Origin of the sequence: Acinetobacter sp. SwsAc2 (genome assembly GCF_013391465.1) — a bacterium.
In the GTDB taxonomy this organism is placed as follows: Bacteria; Pseudomonadota; Gammaproteobacteria; order Pseudomonadales; family Moraxellaceae; genus Acinetobacter; species Acinetobacter johnsonii.
Window position 1 is genome coordinate 17,820 of sequence record NZ_JACBEZ010000026.1, and the last position, 20,358, is coordinate 38,177.

A 20,358-nucleotide genomic window follows, 5' to 3' on the forward strand; every position below is an offset into this window, starting at 1 on the left:
CAGTGTTACCAAATCACGTTATACGCTGTTTTGATCTGCGTTAGTTTCATAGTCAATACTTGGGCGAATTTGGAGGAAAAGATGGCTGCTTTTATTAATGCCGAACAGGCAAAAATTATGTCCAACCAAGCGTATTTAGATATTGAAGTCTATAAATTACGTTTAGCTTCACTCATTGAGGAGAGTGCGAAACAGGGAAATACTGCGGTATTTACAGTTCTGCCAAAACATTTACCCCTAGAAGATATTCGTCATTTTTCAGCAGAACTGACCCAACTGGGATATCAAGTTCGTTTGGAAGTGGAAGAGTTCTATTATCGTTTAAACGTGTATTGGATTTAAAACTTCGCTTTGATGTCTGGTTTATATTGTGTGGATAAATAAAAGCCCGTAAACGGACTTTTATTTTTTAGGAGTTTCGAAAACCGATGAAAGGTTATAGTTGAATATCGGAAGCCTTAGTATTGTAAGGATTCTTTAAATCTAGTGTCTGTTCAAGCTCATGATCAAAAATATCGGTGAGCATACTATCGAAGCGTTGAGCATTGTAATGAATCAACTGATCTGCTTCTTCAGGGCTTATGAATCCTGTTTCAAGTGCATGTTGAATATGCGATTCAAAATCTAAGCCTTCAAATTGTCCTTTGGCTTCCGCTTTTTTAAACTTCGTCCATAGTGGATCAATTTTCAATGCAGCTTGGAAGGCATTTTCCATACGCCCAAAGACGTCATTGGGATCGGTATTGTAAAAAACATGCTGCTTCAGTTGTTCACGGAAAGGATTATTTTCCATGATCGCACGTCCTAATTGCGTTTTTAGCTGATCGCTTGGTTGCTGAGCAACACGACCAAAAGGGAAACAGATGAACTTGACTACACAAGCAGCGGCTCGCATAGGAAAGTTTGCGAATAGTCCATCAAATGCATCCTGAATTTGGACAAATGCTTTTTCTAAAGCCAGTTGAGCATGCTGTTGTTCAGCCTCACTACGTTGTCCTTTTTCATAAAACTTCAAAATAGCGGTTGCTATAAATAGATGGGCATGAATGTCAGCCAAACGTCCTGAAAGCATTTCTTTGCGTTTAATATCGCCTGCAAGTAAGCCTAAACACAGGTCTGCTGTTAAGGCAAAGTTTGAACTGAAACGGTTAATGGTTTTGTAAAAAGGGCGTGAGAAAGCATCTGTCTGTGCGGAAGCATCTGAAGGGCCACCGAATATGCCATAACTGAATGAACGGGCTGTTCGGTTAAAAGTATAAGCCAAATGTTTAAAAAGTAGCGTGTCGAAAGGCGCTAAAGCTGACTTTGTATCTTCTGCTTGAAGGAGTTGGAGTTCTTCATATAAATAAGGATGACAGCGCATTGAGCCTTGACCAAAGATCATTAAAGAACGGCTTAAAATATTGGCCCCTTCAACGGTAATTGAAATGGGGATGGCTTGATAATTCAATGCTAAAAAATTGCGCGGCCCCATTTGTACTGCCCGTCCGCCAACGACATCCATCCCATGATTGACAATTTTACGCATGGTTTCGGTGGCATAGTATTTGGCCATAGCTGTCATCACTGCGGGCTTGCCGCCTTCGTTTAAACCACAAGTGACCATATAGCGGAAAGCTTCGAGCATATATGTACCACTGGCAATATCACTGGTGGCTTCTTGCACGCCTTCAAAATGTCCTACAGAAATTTTAAATTGTTGGCGTACTTTGGCAAAAGCACCGACACTTAAATAAGCCATTTCAGCTGAAGCAGTGGAGAGCGCTGGCAGTGAAATCCCACGACCTACGGCTAAGCACTCCATCAGCATGCGCCAACCTTTACCTGCATTTTCCACCCCACCAATAATCCAATCGAGTGGGATAAAAACATCTTGTCCATCGACCGTGCCATTCATAAAGGGGGAACCAGGATTATGTCGCGCGCCGACTTGGACGCCGTCATGACTGGCCGGTAATAAGGCACAGGTGATGCCGTATTCAGTTTTGCTTGCATCGCCTAATAGTCCATCAGGGTCATAGAGTTTAAAAGCGAGACCAATCACAGTCGCAATAGGTGCCAGTGTAATCCAGCGTTTTGAAAAGTTCATACGTAAACCGAGTACTTCTTGGCCTTCAAACACACCATAGCAGACCACACCTGTATCAGGTATCGCACCAGCGTCTGAACCCGCCTCAGGACTGGTTAAACCAAAGCAGGGGATTTCTTCGCCTTTGGCTAGTCTTGGTAGGTAGCGTTGTTTTTGTTCCTCAGTTCCATAATGTAAAAGCAACTCACCTGGGCCTAGAGAGTTGGGCACCATACAACTGACGGCAGTGGTCAGTGAACGTGAAGAAATTTTGCTCATGATGCGGCTTTGGGCAAAGGAGCTAAAGGCACGACCTCCGTATTCTTTGGGAATAATTAAACCTAAAAAGCTTTGTTCTTTGATGTATTGCCATGCTTCAACAGGAAGATCTTTTAAGTGGTGATGAATTTCCCATTCATTGAGTAAACCACAAAGGTGTTCAACTTCATGATCTAAGAAGGATTGCTCTTCAGCAGACAGAGTTGGGTAGACATAACCATCAAATTTTTTCCAGTCAGGCGCACCCATAAATAATTCTTTTTCCCACCAACTGGTGCCTGCATCCAATGCTTCACGCTCGGTACTGCTCATACTCGGCATGGCTTTGGCTAAAGCTTTATAGGCAGGTTGAGTGATTAAAGACTTTCGTAATGGATCAATAACCACAATCAGGCTGAGAATAATTAAGGGCAGACCTAGAAGTAATGACCACGGACTGATAAAAATAGCAGCGAAGAGGGACGTAAAAATAATGATTGCAGTTGCCATTAAGCGACTGAGTTCAAAATAAAAAATAGCCCAGAGGATACAGATTAAAAACAGAATGGCGAAAATGAAACCCATTGAAACCTCCCGTTGTTTACACCGTGAGGTCAGTCATACGTTTTATAGAATTCCACGGAAAATAAGGCAAAAACGTAGACTAAAAAGGTGTAATAAAATGAATTTGATGTGATGTGTAGCATCACGATTATTTTAGACTTTGAATTAGATTAGGATGTTTATTGAACAATGACTGTGTTAGAAATGTATGAATACGTAATTGAAAAATATAAAGAACGAAGATCGTAATAAAAAAAGCCCTCATATGAGGGCTTTTAATTTTTGCGTTTTAACTGTTTAACGCCACAGTAAATTAAGCTTCAATCGTTTGAACAGCAATCTTTTTCGCAGGATCTGCTTTGCGACGTACTGCTGGTACAGGTTCACCATAGTATTGGCGGTCAGCGAAGTAGCTTGACCGAACCATCGGTGCTGCCCAAATATTTCTAAAACCCAACTTTTGACCGTGCGCAGTGTAGCGTTCAAATTCTTCTGGTGTAACGAAGCGGTCAATCGGCGCATGCTCTTTTGAAGGCTGTAAATACTGACCAATTGTTACATAGTCAACGCCGTGTGCATGCAAATCATCTAAAAGTGAAATGACTTCTTCTTCAGTTTCACCAATACCGACCATCAAACCACATTTGGTTGGAACGTCAGGGCAATATTCTTTAAACATTTTCAACAGATTTAAAGAGTGTTGGTAGTCTGAACCTGGACGCATCGCTTTGTATAAACGCGGCACAGTTTCAATGTTGTGGTTAAATACATCAGGTGGACACTCAGTCATAATGCGAAGCGCAATGTCCATACGACCACGGAAGTCAGGTACCAAAATCTCAAGTAAAGTATTCGGGCTTAATGCACGTGCTTCTTTAATACAGTCAACAAAGTGTTGTGCGCCACCGTCAAGTAAGTCATCACGGTCTACAGACGTAATCACGGCATATTTTAAACCTAAGTTTGAAATTGTTTCAGCCATGTGACGTGGTTCGTCTGCGTCAAGTGCATTTGGACGGCCATGTGCCACGTCGCAGAAAGGACAACGACGTGTACAAATGTCACCCATAATCATAAAGGTTGCAGTACCGCCACCAAAACATTCGGGGAGGTTTGGACACGCAGCTTCTTCACAAACGGTATGCAGTTTTTGTTCACGTAGGGTTGATTTAATGCGTTGCACTTCTTCGGGTGCTGCCATTTTCACGCGAATCCAATCCGGCTTGCGTGGCGTTTCAACCGTAGGAATAACTTTTACAGGTATACGCGCGACCTTTTCTGCGCCACGAAGTTTGATACCCTGCTCAGGTTTACGGTTTTCAGACATATTCAACTATTCCACTGTTTTTGACGGGGGAGATGCTAAAAATAGCAGTATTAGTATAGCGGAAATGCGAATTGATAGGGCGGAAATACTATTCATTTACTAAATGTGGTTATCACTTAATATATGTAAGCTAAATACAGCAAATTGCCTGCAATTACGTCATAATATGCCCAAGATAAGTAATAAGTTTTTGAAGAAGGAGCGTTGAATGCCACGTAAAAAAGAGGTCGTTGGTGGAACTTTCGTTAAATACGATGCGGTCGTTCTAGGTTCAGGCCCTGCGGGTGAAGGCGCGGCAATGAAACTTGCCAAATCTGGAAAGCGTGTTGCGATTGTAGATGTACGTGAGCAGCTCGGTGGTAACTGTACCCACGTGGGGACCATTCCAAGTAAAGCTTTACGTCAAACGGTATCGAGTATTATCCGTTATCGCCGTGACCCAATGTTTAAAAAAATGGGCGACTGGCGCCAGTTTACCATGAAGCAAGTGCTTCAAAATGCACATAAAGTGATTCAACAACAGGTTGATACACACTCACGTTTTTATGACCGCAATAAAATTGATATTTACCATGGTCGTGCTTACGTTCAAGACCAAAATACAGTTTTAGTATTTAGCCCTGAAGGTATTAAAGAAACGATCATGTGCAAACAAATCGTGATCGCAACGGGTAGCCGTCCATACCGTCCTGCGGCGCTTGATTTTAACCATCCACGTGTATTTGATTCGGACAAAATTTTAGACCTTGATTATTCGATTCAAAAAATCATCATTTATGGTGCAGGTGTAATTGGTTGCGAATATGCGTCTATTTTCATTGGACTAGATCATAAAGTTGACCTGATTAATACACAGCATAAATTGCTGAGTTATCTAGACGATGAAATTTCTGATGCTTTGTCTTATCACTTACGTCAACAAGGTGTCTTGATTCGCCATAATGAGCAGATTGATCATCTTGAAACCTATGATGATCACGTGGTGCTACATTTACAAAGCGGTAAGAAAATTAAAGCAGATGCTATTTTGTGGTGTAATGGTCGTTCTGGAAATACGGATGGCTTAGGCTTAGAAAATGTGGGTATTACACCAAACAGCCGTGGTCAAATTACAGTCAATGATCAATACCAAACCGAAGTGGAAAACATTTACGCTGCTGGTGATGTGATTGGTTGGCCTTCACTGGCTTCTGCTGCATATGACCAAGGTCGTTGTGCAGGTGCAAACATGAGCGGTGAAGTGGGTGTGGAACCTGTGGTTGATATTCCGACAGGAATTTATACCATTCCAGAAATTTCTTCGATTGGTAAAACTGAACAAGAGTTAACCGAAGAAAAAATTCCGTATGAAGTGGGTCAGGCTTCTTTCCGTCATTTGGCGCGTGCGCAAATTACAGGTGACACAGTGGGTGAATTGAAAATTTTATTCCACCGTGAAACTTTGGAAGTGCTGGGTGTTCATTGCTTCGGTAATAACGCATCGGAAATTATTCACATTGGTCAGGCGGTGATGAATAGTCCAAACAATACCATCAATTATTTCGTAGAAACGACGTTTAACTATCCGACGATGGCTGAAGCATATCGTGTAGCGACCTTAAATGGTATGAATCGTTTATTCTAATTTTTATAGTATTTTCAGAGGCCTGTAAGTTTAGACTTGCAGGTTTTTTTATACCTAAAATTGCTATTTTGTAAGTGTAGGCATATCTAAATGCCTAAAACTTTTTAACGATTTGTGCGGTGGTAGGTGAGTGTGACAAGTAAGGGGGGAGGGAGCAACTTTGCTTATGAGAGGCAAGTAATTTTGTGGGTGCCATGTTTCTTAGCGTAGAACATGGAAAGAATGATCCAGTGATACGGCGTAGCAGATATTTTTAGACATAAAAAAACCAACAAAGTTGGCTTTTTTGAATTAGGCTGCGACGTGAAATCAGTTACAGGATGAACTGATGTAAGAAGTAGGCAGAAATCATCATGCCTAACACAAAAAACATGCACGAATAAGCGTCAAGCTGATAACGCTTTTCTAATTGATGTTCAACATGCTGTATATTTTCTTCTTGCATAATTTTCATGGAAGTTTTTATTCCGATTTAATTATCGTTAAAATCCTATTGCATGTTTGTATTTTTAACATAAAAAATTGCTTAAATAAAGTACTAATTAAAAATAATCAGATCTCCACTATACATAATCACTTAAATATTCAAGTTTATGCTGAGTTAACCCAGAAGCCAGTAGCTACCAATAACTAACTATCTGAAAGTCATAGAACTTAAGATTTTATTATTCATCGTTAAAATAAGATAATTGAATTTAAAACTGTGGATAAAAGTTCTTTTAAATGAATTTAAAATGCCAAGAGATAATAAAATATGTGGATAAGTTTTATACAAATGAATTCAAATTAAAATAAATCGTACTGATATAAATAAAAAAGCCAACGCAACCTATACATCGATCTGGTATAGGCTGCGTTGGCTTATTTTTATAAATTATTGATTTAATGCATAAATATTGGCTTGAATCCAAATATTGCCGCGAATGTATTGTCCGATATTAAAGTTGGCGTACTCTGGATTTTTAGTGGCAATACGAATCAGTGTTGCAGCTTGGTTGTCTTCATGAATCAAGGCAACATCAAGCAGAGTGTAGTCTTGTTCCATAAATTGCATGTTGGTTTTGCCAACAATATTCCCTTGGAACCATGCTTCATCTTCCTGACCTATCTTTTCTCCATACAAATAAGCGACCATTTTTGAAAAATCGACAGTCACAGGTTCTTTGTCATCATCCGACTTTGGTTCCCATGCATCAATCTGTTCTTGCAAGTTTGCAGGAGCAATGCCATTGTTTGCTGCCAAAATATCGTTCAAGGCACGATGATGTTTAATCGATGCAGGGTCATCAACCACTAGTTGCTCGTGCTCTGCGACTGCTTCTAGTTCATATGCCCATGCATTGAGATGTGCAATATAGGTTTGGTCTTTTTGGTATTGAGCATGATTGACGCTATATAAGCTGTCATAAGCGTAGACGATGCTGTTATTGCCTAAGTTTAAACGTAAAACGGCTTGTGTGTTGGATTGACCGCGAATGATGCGTTCAACCACAGCAGACACTTTATAGGGGCTATTAAAACTTGGAAATGCAGTTTTAACGGCCTTGGGTTTATTGTCTTCAACCGCGATGACTTGAGTCAGTTGAACAGCCGCTTGACTTGGACCTTGAATGAGCCAACAACCCGTATCCATATCTTGTTCAGTCTGGCATAAACCCATCGGCATGATTGGTGCATTTAAAGCTAAACCTAACCATTTAGGGACATCTTGTGCAGGGTTATCTGTGAGTAAATTCCAATGCTCGACGTGGCTACCAAAGTTTTGGTCATCAATGGTGATTATTTCTGGACTATTTTGATTGTTCATATGCACGATTGAATGAGGTTATATATCCCTATTAAATCGAGGGTTATTTCTATATTTCAAGTCCTATATTTTATTTTTACTAGAAAATCATCAAAAAAGAGTAAAGCCTTACTTTATTTGATAGACAAAAGAACAAAGTATTTTCATCTGATACTTAAAAAGTATGAAGCGAGCTTTGTATAGGTGATTTTGAGCGGTTTTATCTATTATGCTCAAGCACTGAGTTTGTTAGACTAAGGCAGTTTCTTTTGTTTATGGATGTGCAGTGCTGCCATTTAAGCTCTGGGTCGATGCAGATGCATTGCCTAAAATTTTACGTGAAGTGATTTTACGTGCTTCAGATCGTTATCAACTTGAAGTGACCTTTGTGGCCAATCAAAATGTCGGGATTACGCCTTCCGTTCGTATTAATTCGATTCAAGTGATGAGTGGGGCGGATGCCGCGGATAAAGAAATCATCGAACGCATGAAAGAGAATGATATTGTGATGACACAAGACATTCCGCTGGCAGCACAGGTGATTGAAAAGGGTGGAATCGCAATTCACCCACGTGGTGAAATCTATACTACCGCTAATGTCAAAGCCCGCCTACATTTACGTGATTTTATGGATTCATTACGTGGAGCAGGTGTAAACACGGGTGGGCCACCACCTATTTCTGAGCGTGATAAACGCGAATTTTCTAGTTCTTTAGACCAAACCATTCAAAAGCAAAAACGCAAAACTGCCATTTAGCATCGAGCTGATTATGTCTTCTAAAGCCAATCTGATGGCAACCTATGGATTATTGGTTTTTATTTGGTCCACAACGCCTTTAGCGATTGTGTGGAGTGTGACCGATTTACATATGCTGTGGGCATTGGTATTACGTTTTTTCATTGCTTTGCCTTTGGCGATTTGTTTGTTATTGGTTTTAAAACGACAGTTCCCCACCGATAAAGTCGCTTGGCATAGTTATTTGGCTGGTTCTTTTAGCTTGATTGGTTCGCAGTTTTTTACCTATGTTGCCACCAATTATATTAGTTCAGGCATGATTGCATTGATGTTTGGCTTAGCACCGATTATGGCAGGGCTGATCGGACGTTTTTACTTTAAGAGCTATTTGAGTGCAATGCAGTGGTTTGGAATGTGTATTGCACTGCTAGGACTTGCGATAATTTGCCTTGCAGGTACAGCACAGCATGTCCATCCGTTTGGGATTGGACTGATGTTACTTAGTGTATTTTCTTATGCAGCCTCTATTTTCTGGGTGAAAAAAGTCAATGCGAATATTGAACCCGTTGCACAAGCGACAGGTTCAATTTTGGTGTCGACATTGGCGGCTATATGTATTGTGCCTTTTATTTGGCAGCATGCACCGCAGCAAATGCCCGATTTGAAAACTTGCTTGGCGCTGCTATATACGGTCGTCATGGCGTCATTGATTGCGATGTTCTGTTATTTTAAATTGGTACAGAAAATTCAACCTACGACTTTATCGCTGACTACCGTCATGACGCCGATGATTGCTCTATTTATAGGTGCGGTACTGAATCAGGAAAAACTTTCGATGATGGTGATGTTGGGTGCAGTGGTTTTACTGTCAGGTTTATTCGTTTACTTTTATAAAGATCTTCAGGCAAGTCGGAAACTTGCCCAAAAGTTAAAAAGCCAAAACTAGTCCAAGGTTCTAGCTTTAATGATCTTCGACCGTCAAAGAAATACAGTCGGCCAATTTGACACGATCTTGCGGGTGCAAGGTAATAAAGTATGCTCCCGTGCGGCACTTGCCATTTTCCTCTTCATTGCTGTACACCACTTGTGCAATCGCGGCAATATGGAAGAAGTTTTCAGGGTGGCTCAAGGTTAAGTGGATATAGGTACCATCTTGAATTTGTTTTTCGCTATAGAAACTCAAACCACTTTCAGAAAAATTCACATGTTCAGGCGTAGGTAACATGGTTTGTACAATTGTGTCGTACAAAGACCCCGTGATCAGGTTTAATTTCTGGTTAAATAGGGATAAGATTCGAGCAATTTGTTGATCTTTTTCAGATAATTGTTCTAATTCGTAGTTTAGTGCATGATCAAATTGATCTAATTCTGCGAGTAGTAGAAAATAGCGCGGTAAAACAAAATTAGGATCGTAAGGGTCATTCAGGGCAACATCATCAGAAATGATCTGATAGTTAATTCTCAAGGCCGCATCGATTCGTGACATCACACGACGTTCTGCTTGAACGTTTTGATGCTGTAAATTTTCCATAATTATGACCTCGGACTAGATGGTATGTTTAAACCAATCTCGCTGTATATAGGGTTGAGATATACTCGCGCACGGCGTAGCAACCACTTTATTTCTTTTATTGCACTGGTTTCGATGATCGGTCTGACACTGGGTGTGGCTGTACTTATTACAGTCTTATCTGTAATGAATGGTTTCGACCGAGAGCTGAAAACACGTGTACTTGGAATGATACCTCAAGCCACTGTTTCTTCAACACAAATTTTAACAGATTGGCCTGAACTTGCAAAAAAAATTGAGACAAAGGAACACGTCACAGGCGTAGCACCGTTTACTCAATTGCAGGGGATGCTTACGGCACAAGGCCAAGTGGCTGGAATTATGGTCACGGGGATCGAACCTCAATATGAAAAAAAGGTTTCGATTATCCAAGACCACATGGTTGAAGGTGGTATTGATAACTTAAAAAAAGGTGAGTTTGGTATTGTTTTAGGTAAACAAATGACCGATGCCTTAGGTTTAGGTTTAAATGATAGTGTGACTTTGGTTTTACCAGAGGCAACACCATCACCAGCGGGTGTGGTACCGCGTTTTAAACGTTTCAAAATTGTGGGCATTTTCAGCATTGGTGCTGAGGTTGATTCGATGATGGGCTACATTGCCTTGAATGATGCATCAACGTTGTTACGCCTACCTGATGGCGCGCAAGGCATTCGCTTGAAATTGGATGATATTTTTGCAGCACCTAAAGTGGCTGATGAAATTGTGATGGATCTGCCAAGCGGTTTTTATGCCTCGAATTGGACCTATACTCACGGCAATTTATTTAGTGCGATCCAAATGGAAAAAGCCATGGTGAGCTTATTGCTCTTCCTGATTGTCTTGGTGGCTGCATTTAATATTGTGTCATCCTTAGTGATGGTCGTGACCGATAAAAAATCGGATATTGCCATATTACGTACCCTTGGCGCCTCACCTGCAACCATTACCCGTATTTTTATGGTTCAGGGCACGATTATTGGTGTGATTGGTACGGTATCGGGTGCGATTCTCGGCATTGTTTTCGCTTCTGGAATTAGTGGTTTTGTGGGTTGGTTAAACAATGTGATGGGACTTCATCTGTTTGATGCCTACTTTATCAATTACTTACCATCGTATTTAAGATGGCAAGATGTATTAACCATTGTGTCACTGTCTTTAGTTTTAAGTTTCCTTGCAACAATTTATCCTGCAATGCGTGCCGCAAAAATCCAACCTGCGGAGGCATTACGTTATGAGTAAAATTGTTTTAGAAGCGCAAAATATTGAAAAGCACTTTACCGATGGTAAGTCGACTGTTGAGGTGATTAAAGGTCTCTCTCTACAAGTTAAAGCAGGCGAATTTGTCTCGATTGTGGGGTCGAGTGGTTCGGGTAAAAGTACGTTGTTGCATGTCTTGGGCGGTTTAGACCGTCCGAGTTCTGGGCAGGTTTTTTTGCAGGGTAGTCGTTTTGACAGTTTAAATGAAGCCGAGCGTGGTTATTTACGTAACCAACACTTAGGTTTTGTTTACCAGTTCCATCATCTGTTGCCTGAGTTTACGGCTTTGGAAAATGTGGCAATGCCACTGATGTTACGTCAAGGCACCAACTTTAAAGATGTACAAAAGCAAGCCGAATATTTACTTGAACGTGTAGGATTGACGCATCGTTTAACCCATAAACCGGGTGAGCTTTCGGGCGGGGAACGGCAACGTGTTGCATTAGCGCGTGCATTGGTGGCCAAGCCTGCGTTGATGATGGCAGATGAACCGACAGGCAACCTAGATCGTAAAACAGCAAGTAAAATTTTTGAGCTGCTGATGGATTTACGTCAGGAATTCAATATGGCGATGTTGATCGTGACGCATGATGAACAACTGGCTCAGTCCGCCGATTCGATTTTGCATATGCAAGATGGTCTTTGGGTCAATGACTAGGCTGAGTGCCGATAAAAATATGAGATAAAGCCACTATCTATTGAAGCCCACTTCGGTGGGCTTTATTATGGCGCCAATAAAAAAATAACTGATTAAAAGAATGAAGTTTTTATATGCTGCTGCTTGGATTGTAGGAATTGCACTGATGGGGCAGACCGTCCCCATCCTAAATCACCTTTTTTACCCAGCATTGATTTTGGTCACTGTACTTTTGCCGTTACAGCTTTTTCTCTTTAAGCACAAACACGTCCTTATTTTGCAGTTTTTATGTGGACTGATTTATTCAATGTTGTTTTTAACTGCAGGATATCATTATGCACAATCAGCTTTGCAACAGCGTCTAGCCTATAAAGAAACAAAAGTTGAAGATGCTGAAATTATTGTTTATATCGCAAAAGTTAACCAACTGGGTGCTGAGACCATTCAGCAAGAAATACAGGTCTTGAACCGACATGTGCAACCAGTGCAGTGGTTGGGTTTTCAAAAAAGGATCTCGGATGAGCAAGTGGTCTTGGAACTTGGGAAATACTACCGACTGATAGGGGAAATACGTCCTGCGCATAGTTATGCGGTGCAAGGTGTATTCGATGTTGAGCAGTGGTATCTGCAACGTAATCTCATGTCGGGTTTTAAACTCAAGCACATACACCCCTTGTCTGAGTCAGAAATTTCTGCATTAGGCTATACCCATTATTTAAGAAAACAGCAGGGTGTACTCAATAAAATTCAACTGGGTATAGAACAACAGCGCTTAAACATTCGTCATTTTATTTATAGCCAGCCTTTAAGCCATAAGGGCTTAATTCTAGCACTCCTGACTGGGGATGAAAGTTTTTTAGATAAGGAGACGACAGCACTTTTTCAACGCTTTGGCATTAGCCATTTATTAGCGATTTCTGGGCCACATGTGCTGATCTTTGCCGTGATGCTGTGTTGGCTGTTACAAAAGGTGCTGAATCGTTATTGGCCACAGATTTTTCTAAAAATCCCACGACCTTATGCATTGTTACTGCCATTTTGTTGCTGCGTATTGCTGTATTGTGCCTTTGTTGGTTTTGAAATTCCTGCACTTCGTACTTTACTCAGTTGTTTCTGTTTAAGTGTGTTGATTTGGCTCAGGCAGAAAATTTCAGCTTTGACGTTACTCTTATTGAGTGCATCACTCCTTTTACTGTTAGACCCTTTTTCAATTCTATCAGCTGCCTTTTGGCTGTCCTATGGTGCATGCTTTGTGCTTTTACGCATTTATCAAACGACTATTCGGCTGGATTTGAGTCGCCCGCAGTCTTGGCAGAAAAAACTCGTTTTTAGCTTAAAACTTTTGGTTGAGTCGCAGTGGAAAATATTTGTGGCTCTGATGCCTTTGGTGATTATTTTCTTCAAGCAAGTCTCATGGGTGAGTCCAATCAGTAACCTTGTCGCTATTCCACTGATCAGTTTACTGGTTGTACCACTGGAGGTTTTGGCAGCATTTACTTTTTATCTTTTTGAACCGCTGAGCAGCCTTTTGTTTCAGTTGGCAGATTGGGTGCTGGTATTTTTATTGGGCATACTCAATGGATTGGATGCGCTACTACCGATTAAGTTATACCCGATTGCGCTCAATACTTGGCAAGTCATTTTATTGATTGTGCTCTTAATCATTATTTTTATGCCCAAACCGAGTCTACCAAAATCATGGCTGGTGTTAGGTTTGATTCCTTTGTTGGGGTTTAGCAGCCAAAACCGTCCTTTTGAGTTGGTCGTATTGGATGTCGGTCAGGGACAAGCGGTGTATATGCAAGATGGGCAACAGCATGCCATGATTGATGTTGGTGGCTCCTATGATGAATCGAAGTTTAGCGTTGCTAAGCAGATTATTCAGCCATTTTTATCGAAGCAAGGCGTGAGCCAATTAGATCAGCTGATACTTACACATTTGGATCAAGATCATAGTGGAAGTTATGCCACATTAAAAAATGAGTTGTCGATCAATCAAGTTTACTCTAATCAGCAATTGGATGTGGCGACTACGTCAAACTTTAACTATTGCCAACAAGGTCAGATCTGGCAATGGTCTGAACAAGTGGAAATCAAAATTTTGTCACCGAAAGCCAATCAATTGGCACAAGTGCCATATCAGCAAAATGAGTTATCTTGTGTAGTCTATATACAAGTGAAGGGTGTACAGCCTTATCAGTATTTTTTGATTATGGGGGATGCAGGCTGGCAAACCGAGTTTCAATTATTACAGGATTATCCAGACTTAAAAGTTGATGTATTGGTCTTGGGTCATCATGGCAGTCGACATAGTTCAGCCTATGCGTTTTTAAAACATTATCAACCGAAATTAGCAATTGCCTCAGCAGGGTTCAATAACCGTTATGGACATCCAAGTACAGTAACGCAAACTCGTTTGAAAGCTTTAAATATCCCACTCTTAACAACAGTAGAGCAAGGCAGTATCGGTTTTATTGTGCAGCCTACAGGGATTATTGAACTGACGATACAACGTCAGACTCGACAGTGGTTGCAGTCGACTGATTCTGTTGTTCCAAACGCAATTGCTCTAAACGGGTCACAGCCTCATTAAAGGGAAGGTTATACAGTGCTCGAAGTTTAGGGTTGGCTTTAAAGCGCTTATAGGTCCAATGATAATGCTCAGGATAACGGTGGACCAAGTCCTCAATAGCTTGGTGAATGACGAAGGTGCCATCATTGGCTGTACCTTGATAAATACTTTCGCTCATTTCTTCAATGTACATATCAAAGCCATCGTCATTACGAATAGCATAGAGCAGTAAAGCCTTGGCTTTGGTTTTTTGAATCAGTTTGGCGCTCAGGTTACTTGAAGCCAAAGGAAAGCCAAAATAAGGAATCATTTCACCGCCTTGTTTTGGGGTATGATCGGGCAGAATTACGGTTGTTCCCCCTTGTTTGAGCGCCTTAAAAATTTGGCGTACCCCTGATTCATCGGTCGGCACAAGCTGAGCGCCTTCACGACTGCGCGCCTCACGAACAAATAAGTCAGCACCAGGATCTTTGACCGGTTTATACATAATAGTCATTTCAGTAAATTGGGCGACATAACTATTCATAATTTCCCAAGTCCCAAAATGAGGTACGATTAAGACTAAACCTTTCTGAGCGGCAAGCGCCTGATGTAGCAAATGTTCGCCATGTACTTTTTGGACGCGTTCAATATTTTTTTGGTTGCTTGAACCCCAGATACTAAAAAACTCAAAATAGGTGGTCAGTTCATTACGCACTGCTTGCTTCGCAATCATTTCACGTCGCTCATCACTCAGCTCAGGCAGTGCAATTTTTAAGTTGAGTCTGAGGGCGTCATTGTTTTTACTGATTTTTAAAAGATTGACTAAGCCTGCTAAACCTTTAGCAAAAAAACGTGCAAATTTAATAGGTTGTTTGCTTACAAAACGCAGTAAACGATAAGTCGAGTTTTGCTCTTGTGCTTTAGTCATTCTTTAGAGTCAATGGTGCATGTGGATAAAAACATAAAATATTATAGGCTAAAATAAACTGTTTCGACAGTTTTCTACAAATCAGTGTATATAATGAGGGCAATTTTATTCAAGTTTGGATTGTTATATGTCCGATTGGCCACCAAAACCAGAAAATGAAACGCCGAAACAACAGCCTGTACATGAACAACCGACAGGAAACGAATGGAAACTTTTAGAGAAAGCAGTTTTAGCTTCCGTCGAGGAACAACGTCGTGCACGTCGTTGGGGCATCTTTTTCAAATGTCTAACTTTCGCCTATCTTTTGTTTATTCTATTTGCCATGACCAAGAGCTGTTCGACTAGTGGTACGGATGCAACCGCATCTAAACACATAGCTGTAGTTGATATTGTTGGTACCATTGCCGCTGATGAGCAAAGCGTAAACAGTGATGACACGATTAAGTCATTAAAGAAAGCTTTTGAAAATAAACAAAGCCAAGCGGTGGTGCTCAATATTAATTCACCGGGCGGTTCTCCGGTTCAGTCGGATGAAATCTGGCAAGAAATTCAATATTTGAAAAAAGCGCATAGCGATAAAAAATTGTATGCGGTGATTGGTGATACAGGTGCATCAGGTGCTTACTATATCGCATCTGCTGCGGACGAAATCTTGGTGAATCCTTCGAGTTTAGTGGGTTCAATCGGTGTGATTATGCCGAACTATGGGGTGAATGGCCTCATGCAAAAACTAGGTGTTGAAGACCGCACTATGACCTCTGGTCAAAACAAAGCTTTATTATCAATGACACAACCCGTTAACCCTGCGCAGCGCGCACATGTTCAAGGTGTACTTGATAATGTACACGAGCATTTTATTAATGCTGTGAAACAAGGTCGTGGCAAAAAGTTAAAGTCGAACGATCCTGCACTTTTCTCAGGTCTTTTCTGGACAGGGGATCAGGCGGTCAAACTGGGTATTGCTGATCGTATTGGTAATTTACATACTTTAAAACGTGAACTAAATACCGATAAAGCGATGGATTATACGGTGGTACATAGCCCACTAGATGCTGTATTAGGCCGTTTAGGTGCATCTATGGGAGCTGGTTTTGCATCTTCACTTTCAAATCAAATGCAATCTGAACAGACCACGAAACTGCAATGAAACCTTTAATTCATTTTGCGCACGCCAATGGCGTGCCTTCTAAGGTCTATCAGAAATTATTTGATTTATTGTCAGATCAGTATGATGTGATCTATGTCCCTTTACTAGGACCAGATAAAAACTACCCGATTGATAACCATTGGAAAAGCTTAACTCAGCAAGTGATTGACAGTATTGTTCGTCAGGCACAGGGTCGTAAAGTGATTGGTTTAGGACATTCATTAGGATCAGTGCTGACGTTTCAGGCGGCGTTACAGCGTCCTGAGTTATTTCAACAAGTCATCATGATAGACCCGCCTTTGATCATGGGCAAAGCCTCGTTTGCATTACACTTTGCGAAAATGTTGAAGTTAAAAATGGTTGATACCATGTCACCAGCAGCGCTATCTTTACGGCGTCGTGACCATTGGGAAAGCCGTGAGCAAGCAGCTGAACTTTTACGTCCAAAAGGTTTTTATAAAGACTTTGATCCAGACTGCTTTCAAGCTTATATTGAATATGCTTTAACGGAAGATCGTGTCCGTGGCGGTGTTGAACTTACGATTGCAAAAATGGATGAAGTTCATATCTTCAGAACCAATCCTTCTTTATGGTGGCTACCTCAGTGCAAACCACAAGTGCCGATGCATTTAATGATTGCTAAAAAAGGTCCTTTTATTGGTCCAGGTTTTCCACAAATAGTGAAAAAGAAATTTGGCATTCCTTATCAAATCGTTGAGGGAAGCCATATGTTTCCTTTGGAGCGACCAGAAGAAACGGTTGCTCTGATTAAGGCGCTGATTCAAGAAAATGTTTAATAGTACTTTTTAGCAACCATAAAAAAACGCCTCCTTGGAGGCGTTTTCTATTTTCAAAATTTGCAAAACTGAATTGGCTCGTGCATCAAGGTGTCGCGGTAGAGAACGCCTTGGTCTGTATGCTGAATCGTTTGTGTACAAATCCACTCTACCACTTGCGGGTAGATGATATGCTCAAGCGTATGTACACGCTGGGCCAAACTATTCACACCATCATGTGAACCAACTTGCAGTACACCTTGTGCTAAAGCTTGACCTGCATCGAGTTCAGCCGTCACATAGTGCACGGTACAGCCATGCAGTTGATCGCCAGTATTCAAGACGCGCTGATGGGTATGCATACCTTTGTAATGCGGTAGAAGAGAAGGGTGAATGTTGATCATTTTCCCTTCCCAAGCACTGACAAATTTCTCACTTAAAATACGCATAAAGCCAGCAAGAACCACCAAGTCCACATCCCAATCGAGCAATTGTTGATGCATGACATCATCAAAAGCTTCACGATGAGGATACTGTTTGTGCTCAATGACCGCTGTCGCAATACCTGCATTTTCAGCACGCTGTAGCGCATAGGCTTCAGGTTTGTTGGAAATGACACCCACAATTTGCCCTGACAGATTGGCATCAATCAAGGCTTGAAGGTTTGATCCACTTCCCGAAACCAGAACAGCAATTTTAATCATATGACTTAAGCGAATACCACACGGATTTTTTCGTCTGCGCCTTCAACTGACTCAGCATTGTCTGCGATATGCCCCATAGTGAAAGCTTTTTCACCAAGGCTATTGAGTCGTTCAACTGTTTTATCCGCATCAGCTGCATCAACAACTAAGACCATGCCTACGCCACAGTTGAATGTGCGATACATTTCGAACTGTTCAACACCACCTTCACGTTGAAGAAGTTTAAACAATTCTGGCCATTCCCAAGATGCTTCATTCACAACAGCTTGAGCACCATTCGGCAATACGCGTGGTAAGTTACCTGGTAAACCACCACCAGTAATGTGCGCCATTGCGTGTACATCAACTTCTTTTAAAAGTTGAAGAATAGGCTTCACGTAAATACGTGTTGGTTCCATTGCAACATCGGCAAGTGGACGACCATCAACGATTTGCGCCAAGTCAACGTTTTTCACGTCTAAAATTTTACGAAGTAGAGAGTAACCGTTTGAGTGAGCACCACTTGATGCAACACCAATTAAAACGTCACCCGCTTTGACTTTAGAGCCATCAATAATTTTGCTTTGCTCAACTACGCCTACACAGAAACCTGCCAAGTCGTAATCTTCGCCTTCATACATGCCAGGCATTTCGGCAGTTTCACCACCAACCAATGCACAACCAGCAAGTTCACAGCCTGTACCGATACCAGTAACTACGTTTGCAGCCACATCTACATTAAGATGGCCAGTTGCATAGTAGTCAAGGAAGAATAATGGCTCAGCGCCACATACAAGAAGATCGTTTACACACATTGCAACCAAGTCTTGACCAATCGTGTCATGACGGTTCAAATTCAATGCTAAACGTAATTTTGTACCAACACCGTCCGTGCCAGATACGAGAACAGGTTCTTCATAACCTTTAGGGATTTTACAAAGTGCACCGAAGCCACCTAATCCGCCCATTACTTCAGGACGAGTAGTACGCTTCGCGACAGATTTGATACGATCGACTAACGCGTCGCCCGCTTCAATGTCGACACCTGCATCTTTGTAGCTTAAACCAGTGTTTGGGGTAGAAGTTGAGTTGCTCATAATGAAGTCTCCGCATTCGCGGGGCGATTATACCTGAATATACGAAACACATATGTTATTTCTGCGCTAAAATGTTATCTTTACTAAAATATTTTTCTCAATAACGATTAAATCTGACAAAGGCGAGATTGCATGCAAGATCGTACACTTAAACGTATTTTTATTTTGGCAGGAATCGCGCTCATACTCTGGGTGTTGTATCTACTCAAGCCTGTTGTTTTACCTTTTATTGGTGCATTTTTAGTCGCTTATCTGTTTAGTCCACTGGTCGATAAACTGCATAAAATTGGCTTACCACGTTGGTTATCTATTAGTGCTGTTTTTATCGGTATTGGCGTTGTCATTACATTGGCATTTTGGTATTTAGTTCCACTGGTATGGGAACAGTTGATGTATGCAAAGAACAGCATTCCTTCAGGTATACATTGGGCAAATTATAAATTCCTCCCTTGGTTATCTGACAGTTTTAATCTGGTCCCAATGGAATTAGATGTTGATCAGATTTCAGCCGCAATTATGGAATATGTACAGACCAACTATAGTGCAGACAGTATTCAGGCTATGATTGCCAAATTGGCTCAGTCTGGACTGAACTTCATTCAGATTGGTGGTACTGTTGTGCTGATCCCAATTATTGCATTCTATTTTTTATTAGATTGGGATCGCATGCTGGACAGTTTCCGTCGTCTTATTCCACGGCGATATGAAGAACAGACCTTAGTCATTGTTAAAGAATGTCATAGTGTACTTGGTGCATTTGTTAAAGGTCAGTTCTTGGTCATGGTGCTCTTGGGCGTGGTCTATGCAATGGGCTTACAGTTAATTGGACTTGAAGTCGGTTTGATTATTGGGATGGTGGCTGGGCTATGCAGTATCATTCCGTACTTAGGTTTTGCTGTCGGAATTATTGCTGCAGTGATTGCAAGTTTATTCCAGTTTGGTATTGATTGGATGCAACTACTCTTGGTTGGCGTGGTCTTTATGATTGGTCAGGCAGTGGAAGGCTATATATTACAACCGTTTTTGTTGGGCGATAAAATTGGCTTGTCTCCAGTTGCTGTGGTATTTGCAGTGCTGGCTGGTGCGCAATTGGGCGGTATTTTAGGAATGTTAATTGCATTGCCTGTCGCTGCTGTGATTGTGGTCTTATTAAGACATGCACGTGAGTTTTATGAAAACAGCCCAATGTATAGTACATCTACTTATGTTGTGCAAGATTCATCAGCGGGTTCAATTACGATTGAAACTGATCAGGTCGATGTTGATATTGAACTAAAAAATCAAGCGGTAAAAGCTCAGCAAGCATCTGAAAATTCAAGTAAGATTGATCAGATAGACCATAAAGAAATTTAGGATACACAAAC

18 protein-coding genes are annotated in these 20,358 nt (G+C 41.2%); 10 read left to right on the forward strand and 8 right to left on the reverse strand.

The window, feature by feature from the left end; genetic code table 11:
• Positions 1–81 precede the first annotated feature (81 nt).
• The gene (locus tag HYI04_RS11870; protein ID WP_010326389.1) at positions 82–342 is read left to right on the forward strand and encodes a hypothetical protein; all 261 of its coding nucleotides are present in this window, start codon (positions 82–84) and stop codon (positions 340–342) included.
• Between the two features lie 94 nt (positions 343–436).
• Here the strand turns inward: HYI04_RS11870 and HYI04_RS11875 are convergent, their stop codons facing one another.
• Entirely contained in the window at positions 437–2,911 is a 2,475-nt protein-coding gene (locus HYI04_RS11875) for an acyl-CoA dehydrogenase (RefSeq protein ID WP_010326390.1), read from the reverse strand.
• Between the two features lie 292 nt (positions 2,912–3,203).
• Positions 3,204–4,217 (reverse strand): lipoyl synthase, encoded by a 1,014-nt coding sequence (lipA, locus tag HYI04_RS11880; protein ID WP_004693928.1) that lies wholly within the window; start codon positions 4,215–4,217, stop codon positions 3,204–3,206.
• Positions 4,218–4,425: 208 nt separating this feature from the next.
• On the opposite strand from lipA, the gene sthA reads away from it, so the two are divergent.
• Positions 4,426–5,841, forward strand: a complete 1,416-nt coding sequence (gene sthA / locus HYI04_RS11885; protein WP_004693926.1) for a Si-specific NAD(P)(+) transhydrogenase — start codon at positions 4,426–4,428, stop codon at positions 5,839–5,841.
• Positions 5,842–6,154: 313 nt separating this feature from the next.
• Here sthA and HYI04_RS11890 read toward each other — a convergent pair whose 3' ends face one another.
• Complete coding sequence (locus HYI04_RS11890) at positions 6,155–6,295, reverse strand: hypothetical protein (protein WP_004693924.1); 141 nt, start codon at positions 6,293–6,295, stop codon at positions 6,155–6,157.
• A 420-nt stretch (positions 6,296–6,715) separates the two neighbouring features.
• Entirely contained in the window at positions 6,716–7,648 is a 933-nt protein-coding gene (locus HYI04_RS11895; protein ID WP_010326391.1) for a hypothetical protein, read from the reverse strand.
• Between the two features lie 265 nt (positions 7,649–7,913).
• Here HYI04_RS11895 and HYI04_RS11900 point away from each other — a divergent pair, with 265 nt between their 5' ends.
• Entirely contained in the window at positions 7,914–8,384 is a 471-nt protein-coding gene (locus HYI04_RS11900; RefSeq protein WP_004693920.1) for a YaiI/YqxD family protein, read from the forward strand.
• Between the two features lie 13 nt (positions 8,385–8,397).
• Positions 8,398–9,309 (forward strand): DMT family transporter, encoded by a 912-nt coding sequence (locus HYI04_RS11905; protein ID WP_010326392.1) that lies wholly within the window; start codon positions 8,398–8,400, stop codon positions 9,307–9,309.
• Between the two features lie 15 nt (positions 9,310–9,324).
• On the opposite strand, the gene HYI04_RS11910 is transcribed toward HYI04_RS11905, so the two are convergent.
• Positions 9,325–9,894: a PilZ domain-containing protein gene (locus HYI04_RS11910; RefSeq protein WP_004980648.1), complete on the reverse strand. Its 570-nt coding sequence runs from the start codon at positions 9,892–9,894 to the stop codon at positions 9,325–9,327.
• Positions 9,895–9,918: 24 nt separating this feature from the next.
• Here HYI04_RS11910 and HYI04_RS11915 point away from each other — a divergent pair, with 24 nt between their 5' ends.
• From HYI04_RS11915 to HYI04_RS11925, 3 genes are all read left to right on the forward strand, one after another.
• A complete protein-coding gene (locus tag HYI04_RS11915) occupies positions 9,919–11,154 on the forward strand; it encodes a lipoprotein-releasing ABC transporter permease subunit (protein WP_004980646.1) in 1,236 nt (411 codons plus the stop codon).
• Positions 11,147–11,830, forward strand: coding sequence for a lipoprotein-releasing ABC transporter ATP-binding protein LolD (lolD, locus tag HYI04_RS11920; protein WP_004693913.1), 684 nt, complete (start codon positions 11,147–11,149; stop codon positions 11,828–11,830). The genes HYI04_RS11915 and lolD overlap by 8 nt, the downstream gene beginning before the upstream one ends.
• 100 nt (positions 11,831–11,930) lie before the next feature.
• On the forward strand, positions 11,931–14,402 hold the full coding sequence (locus HYI04_RS11925) for a DNA internalization-related competence protein ComEC/Rec2 (RefSeq protein WP_010326394.1): 2,472 nt from the start codon (positions 11,931–11,933) through the stop codon (positions 14,400–14,402).
• Here HYI04_RS11925 and HYI04_RS11930 read toward each other — a convergent pair.
• Positions 14,302–15,291 (reverse strand): lysophospholipid acyltransferase family protein, encoded by a 990-nt coding sequence (locus tag HYI04_RS11930; protein ID WP_010326395.1) that lies wholly within the window; start codon positions 15,289–15,291, stop codon positions 14,302–14,304. The two genes, HYI04_RS11925 and HYI04_RS11930, sit on opposite strands and share 101 nt — an antisense overlap.
• A 127-nt stretch (positions 15,292–15,418) precedes the next feature.
• Between HYI04_RS11930 and sppA the strand changes: the two genes are divergently transcribed.
• Positions 15,419–16,438, forward strand: coding sequence for a signal peptide peptidase SppA (sppA, locus tag HYI04_RS11935; protein ID WP_010326396.1), 1,020 nt, complete (start codon positions 15,419–15,421; stop codon positions 16,436–16,438).
• Entirely contained in the window at positions 16,435–17,235 is an 801-nt protein-coding gene (locus HYI04_RS11940) for an alpha/beta fold hydrolase (protein ID WP_010326397.1), read from the forward strand. The genes sppA and HYI04_RS11940 overlap by 4 nt, the downstream gene beginning before the upstream one ends.
• A gap of 53 nt (positions 17,236–17,288) precedes the next feature.
• On the opposite strand, the gene purN is transcribed toward HYI04_RS11940, so the two are convergent.
• A complete protein-coding gene (gene purN, locus HYI04_RS11945; protein WP_010326398.1) occupies positions 17,289–17,918 on the reverse strand; it encodes a phosphoribosylglycinamide formyltransferase in 630 nt (209 codons plus the stop codon).
• 5 nt (positions 17,919–17,923) lie between these two features.
• Complete coding sequence (gene purM, locus HYI04_RS11950; protein WP_010326399.1) at positions 17,924–18,994, reverse strand: phosphoribosylformylglycinamidine cyclo-ligase; 1,071 nt, start codon at positions 18,992–18,994, stop codon at positions 17,924–17,926.
• A 132-nt stretch (positions 18,995–19,126) separates the two neighbouring features.
• On the opposite strand from purM, the gene cxpE reads away from it, so the two are divergent.
• On the forward strand, positions 19,127–20,347 hold the full coding sequence (gene cxpE, locus HYI04_RS11955; RefSeq protein ID WP_010326400.1) for a chloramphenicol efflux transporter CxpE: 1,221 nt from the start codon (positions 19,127–19,129) through the stop codon (positions 20,345–20,347).
• The last annotated feature ends 11 nt before the right edge of the window (positions 20,348–20,358 follow it).

Bases quoted from the DNA above. Each gene is read 5' to 3' on its own strand.
- HYI04_RS11925 (WP_010326394.1), top strand. From the start codon at position 11,931: ATGAAGTTTTTATATGCTGCTGCTTGGATTGTAGGAATTGCACTGATG.
- HYI04_RS11910 (WP_004980648.1), bottom strand. From the start codon at position 9,894: ATGGAAAATTTACAGCATCAAAACGTTCAAGCAGAACGTCGTGTGATG.
- purN (WP_010326398.1), bottom strand. From the start codon at position 17,918: ATGATTAAAATTGCTGTTCTGGTTTCGGGAAGTGGATCAAACCTTCAA.
- lipA (WP_004693928.1), bottom strand. From the start codon at position 4,217: ATGTCTGAAAACCGTAAACCTGAGCAGGGTATCAAACTTCGTGGCGCA.
- cxpE (WP_010326400.1), top strand. From the start codon at position 19,127: ATGCAAGATCGTACACTTAAACGTATTTTTATTTTGGCAGGAATCGCG.
- sthA (WP_004693926.1), top strand. From the start codon at position 4,426: ATGCCACGTAAAAAAGAGGTCGTTGGTGGAACTTTCGTTAAATACGAT.
- lolD (WP_004693913.1), top strand. From the start codon at position 11,147: ATGAGTAAAATTGTTTTAGAAGCGCAAAATATTGAAAAGCACTTTACC.
- purM (WP_010326399.1), bottom strand. From the start codon at position 18,994: ATGAGCAACTCAACTTCTACCCCAAACACTGGTTTAAGCTACAAAGAT.
- HYI04_RS11930 (WP_010326395.1), bottom strand. From the start codon at position 15,291: ATGACTAAAGCACAAGAGCAAAACTCGACTTATCGTTTACTGCGTTTT.
- HYI04_RS11905 (WP_010326392.1), top strand. From the start codon at position 8,398: ATGTCTTCTAAAGCCAATCTGATGGCAACCTATGGATTATTGGTTTTT.
- sppA (WP_010326396.1), top strand. From the start codon at position 15,419: ATGTCCGATTGGCCACCAAAACCAGAAAATGAAACGCCGAAACAACAG.
- HYI04_RS11870 (WP_010326389.1), top strand. From the start codon at position 82: ATGGCTGCTTTTATTAATGCCGAACAGGCAAAAATTATGTCCAACCAA.
- HYI04_RS11940 (WP_010326397.1), top strand. From the start codon at position 16,435: ATGAAACCTTTAATTCATTTTGCGCACGCCAATGGCGTGCCTTCTAAG.
- HYI04_RS11890 (WP_004693924.1), bottom strand. From the start codon at position 6,295: ATGAAAATTATGCAAGAAGAAAATATACAGCATGTTGAACATCAATTA.
- HYI04_RS11895 (WP_010326391.1), bottom strand. From the start codon at position 7,648: ATGAACAATCAAAATAGTCCAGAAATAATCACCATTGATGACCAAAAC.
- HYI04_RS11915 (WP_004980646.1), top strand. From the start codon at position 9,919: ATGTTTAAACCAATCTCGCTGTATATAGGGTTGAGATATACTCGCGCA.
- HYI04_RS11875 (WP_010326390.1), bottom strand. From the start codon at position 2,911: ATGGGTTTCATTTTCGCCATTCTGTTTTTAATCTGTATCCTCTGGGCT.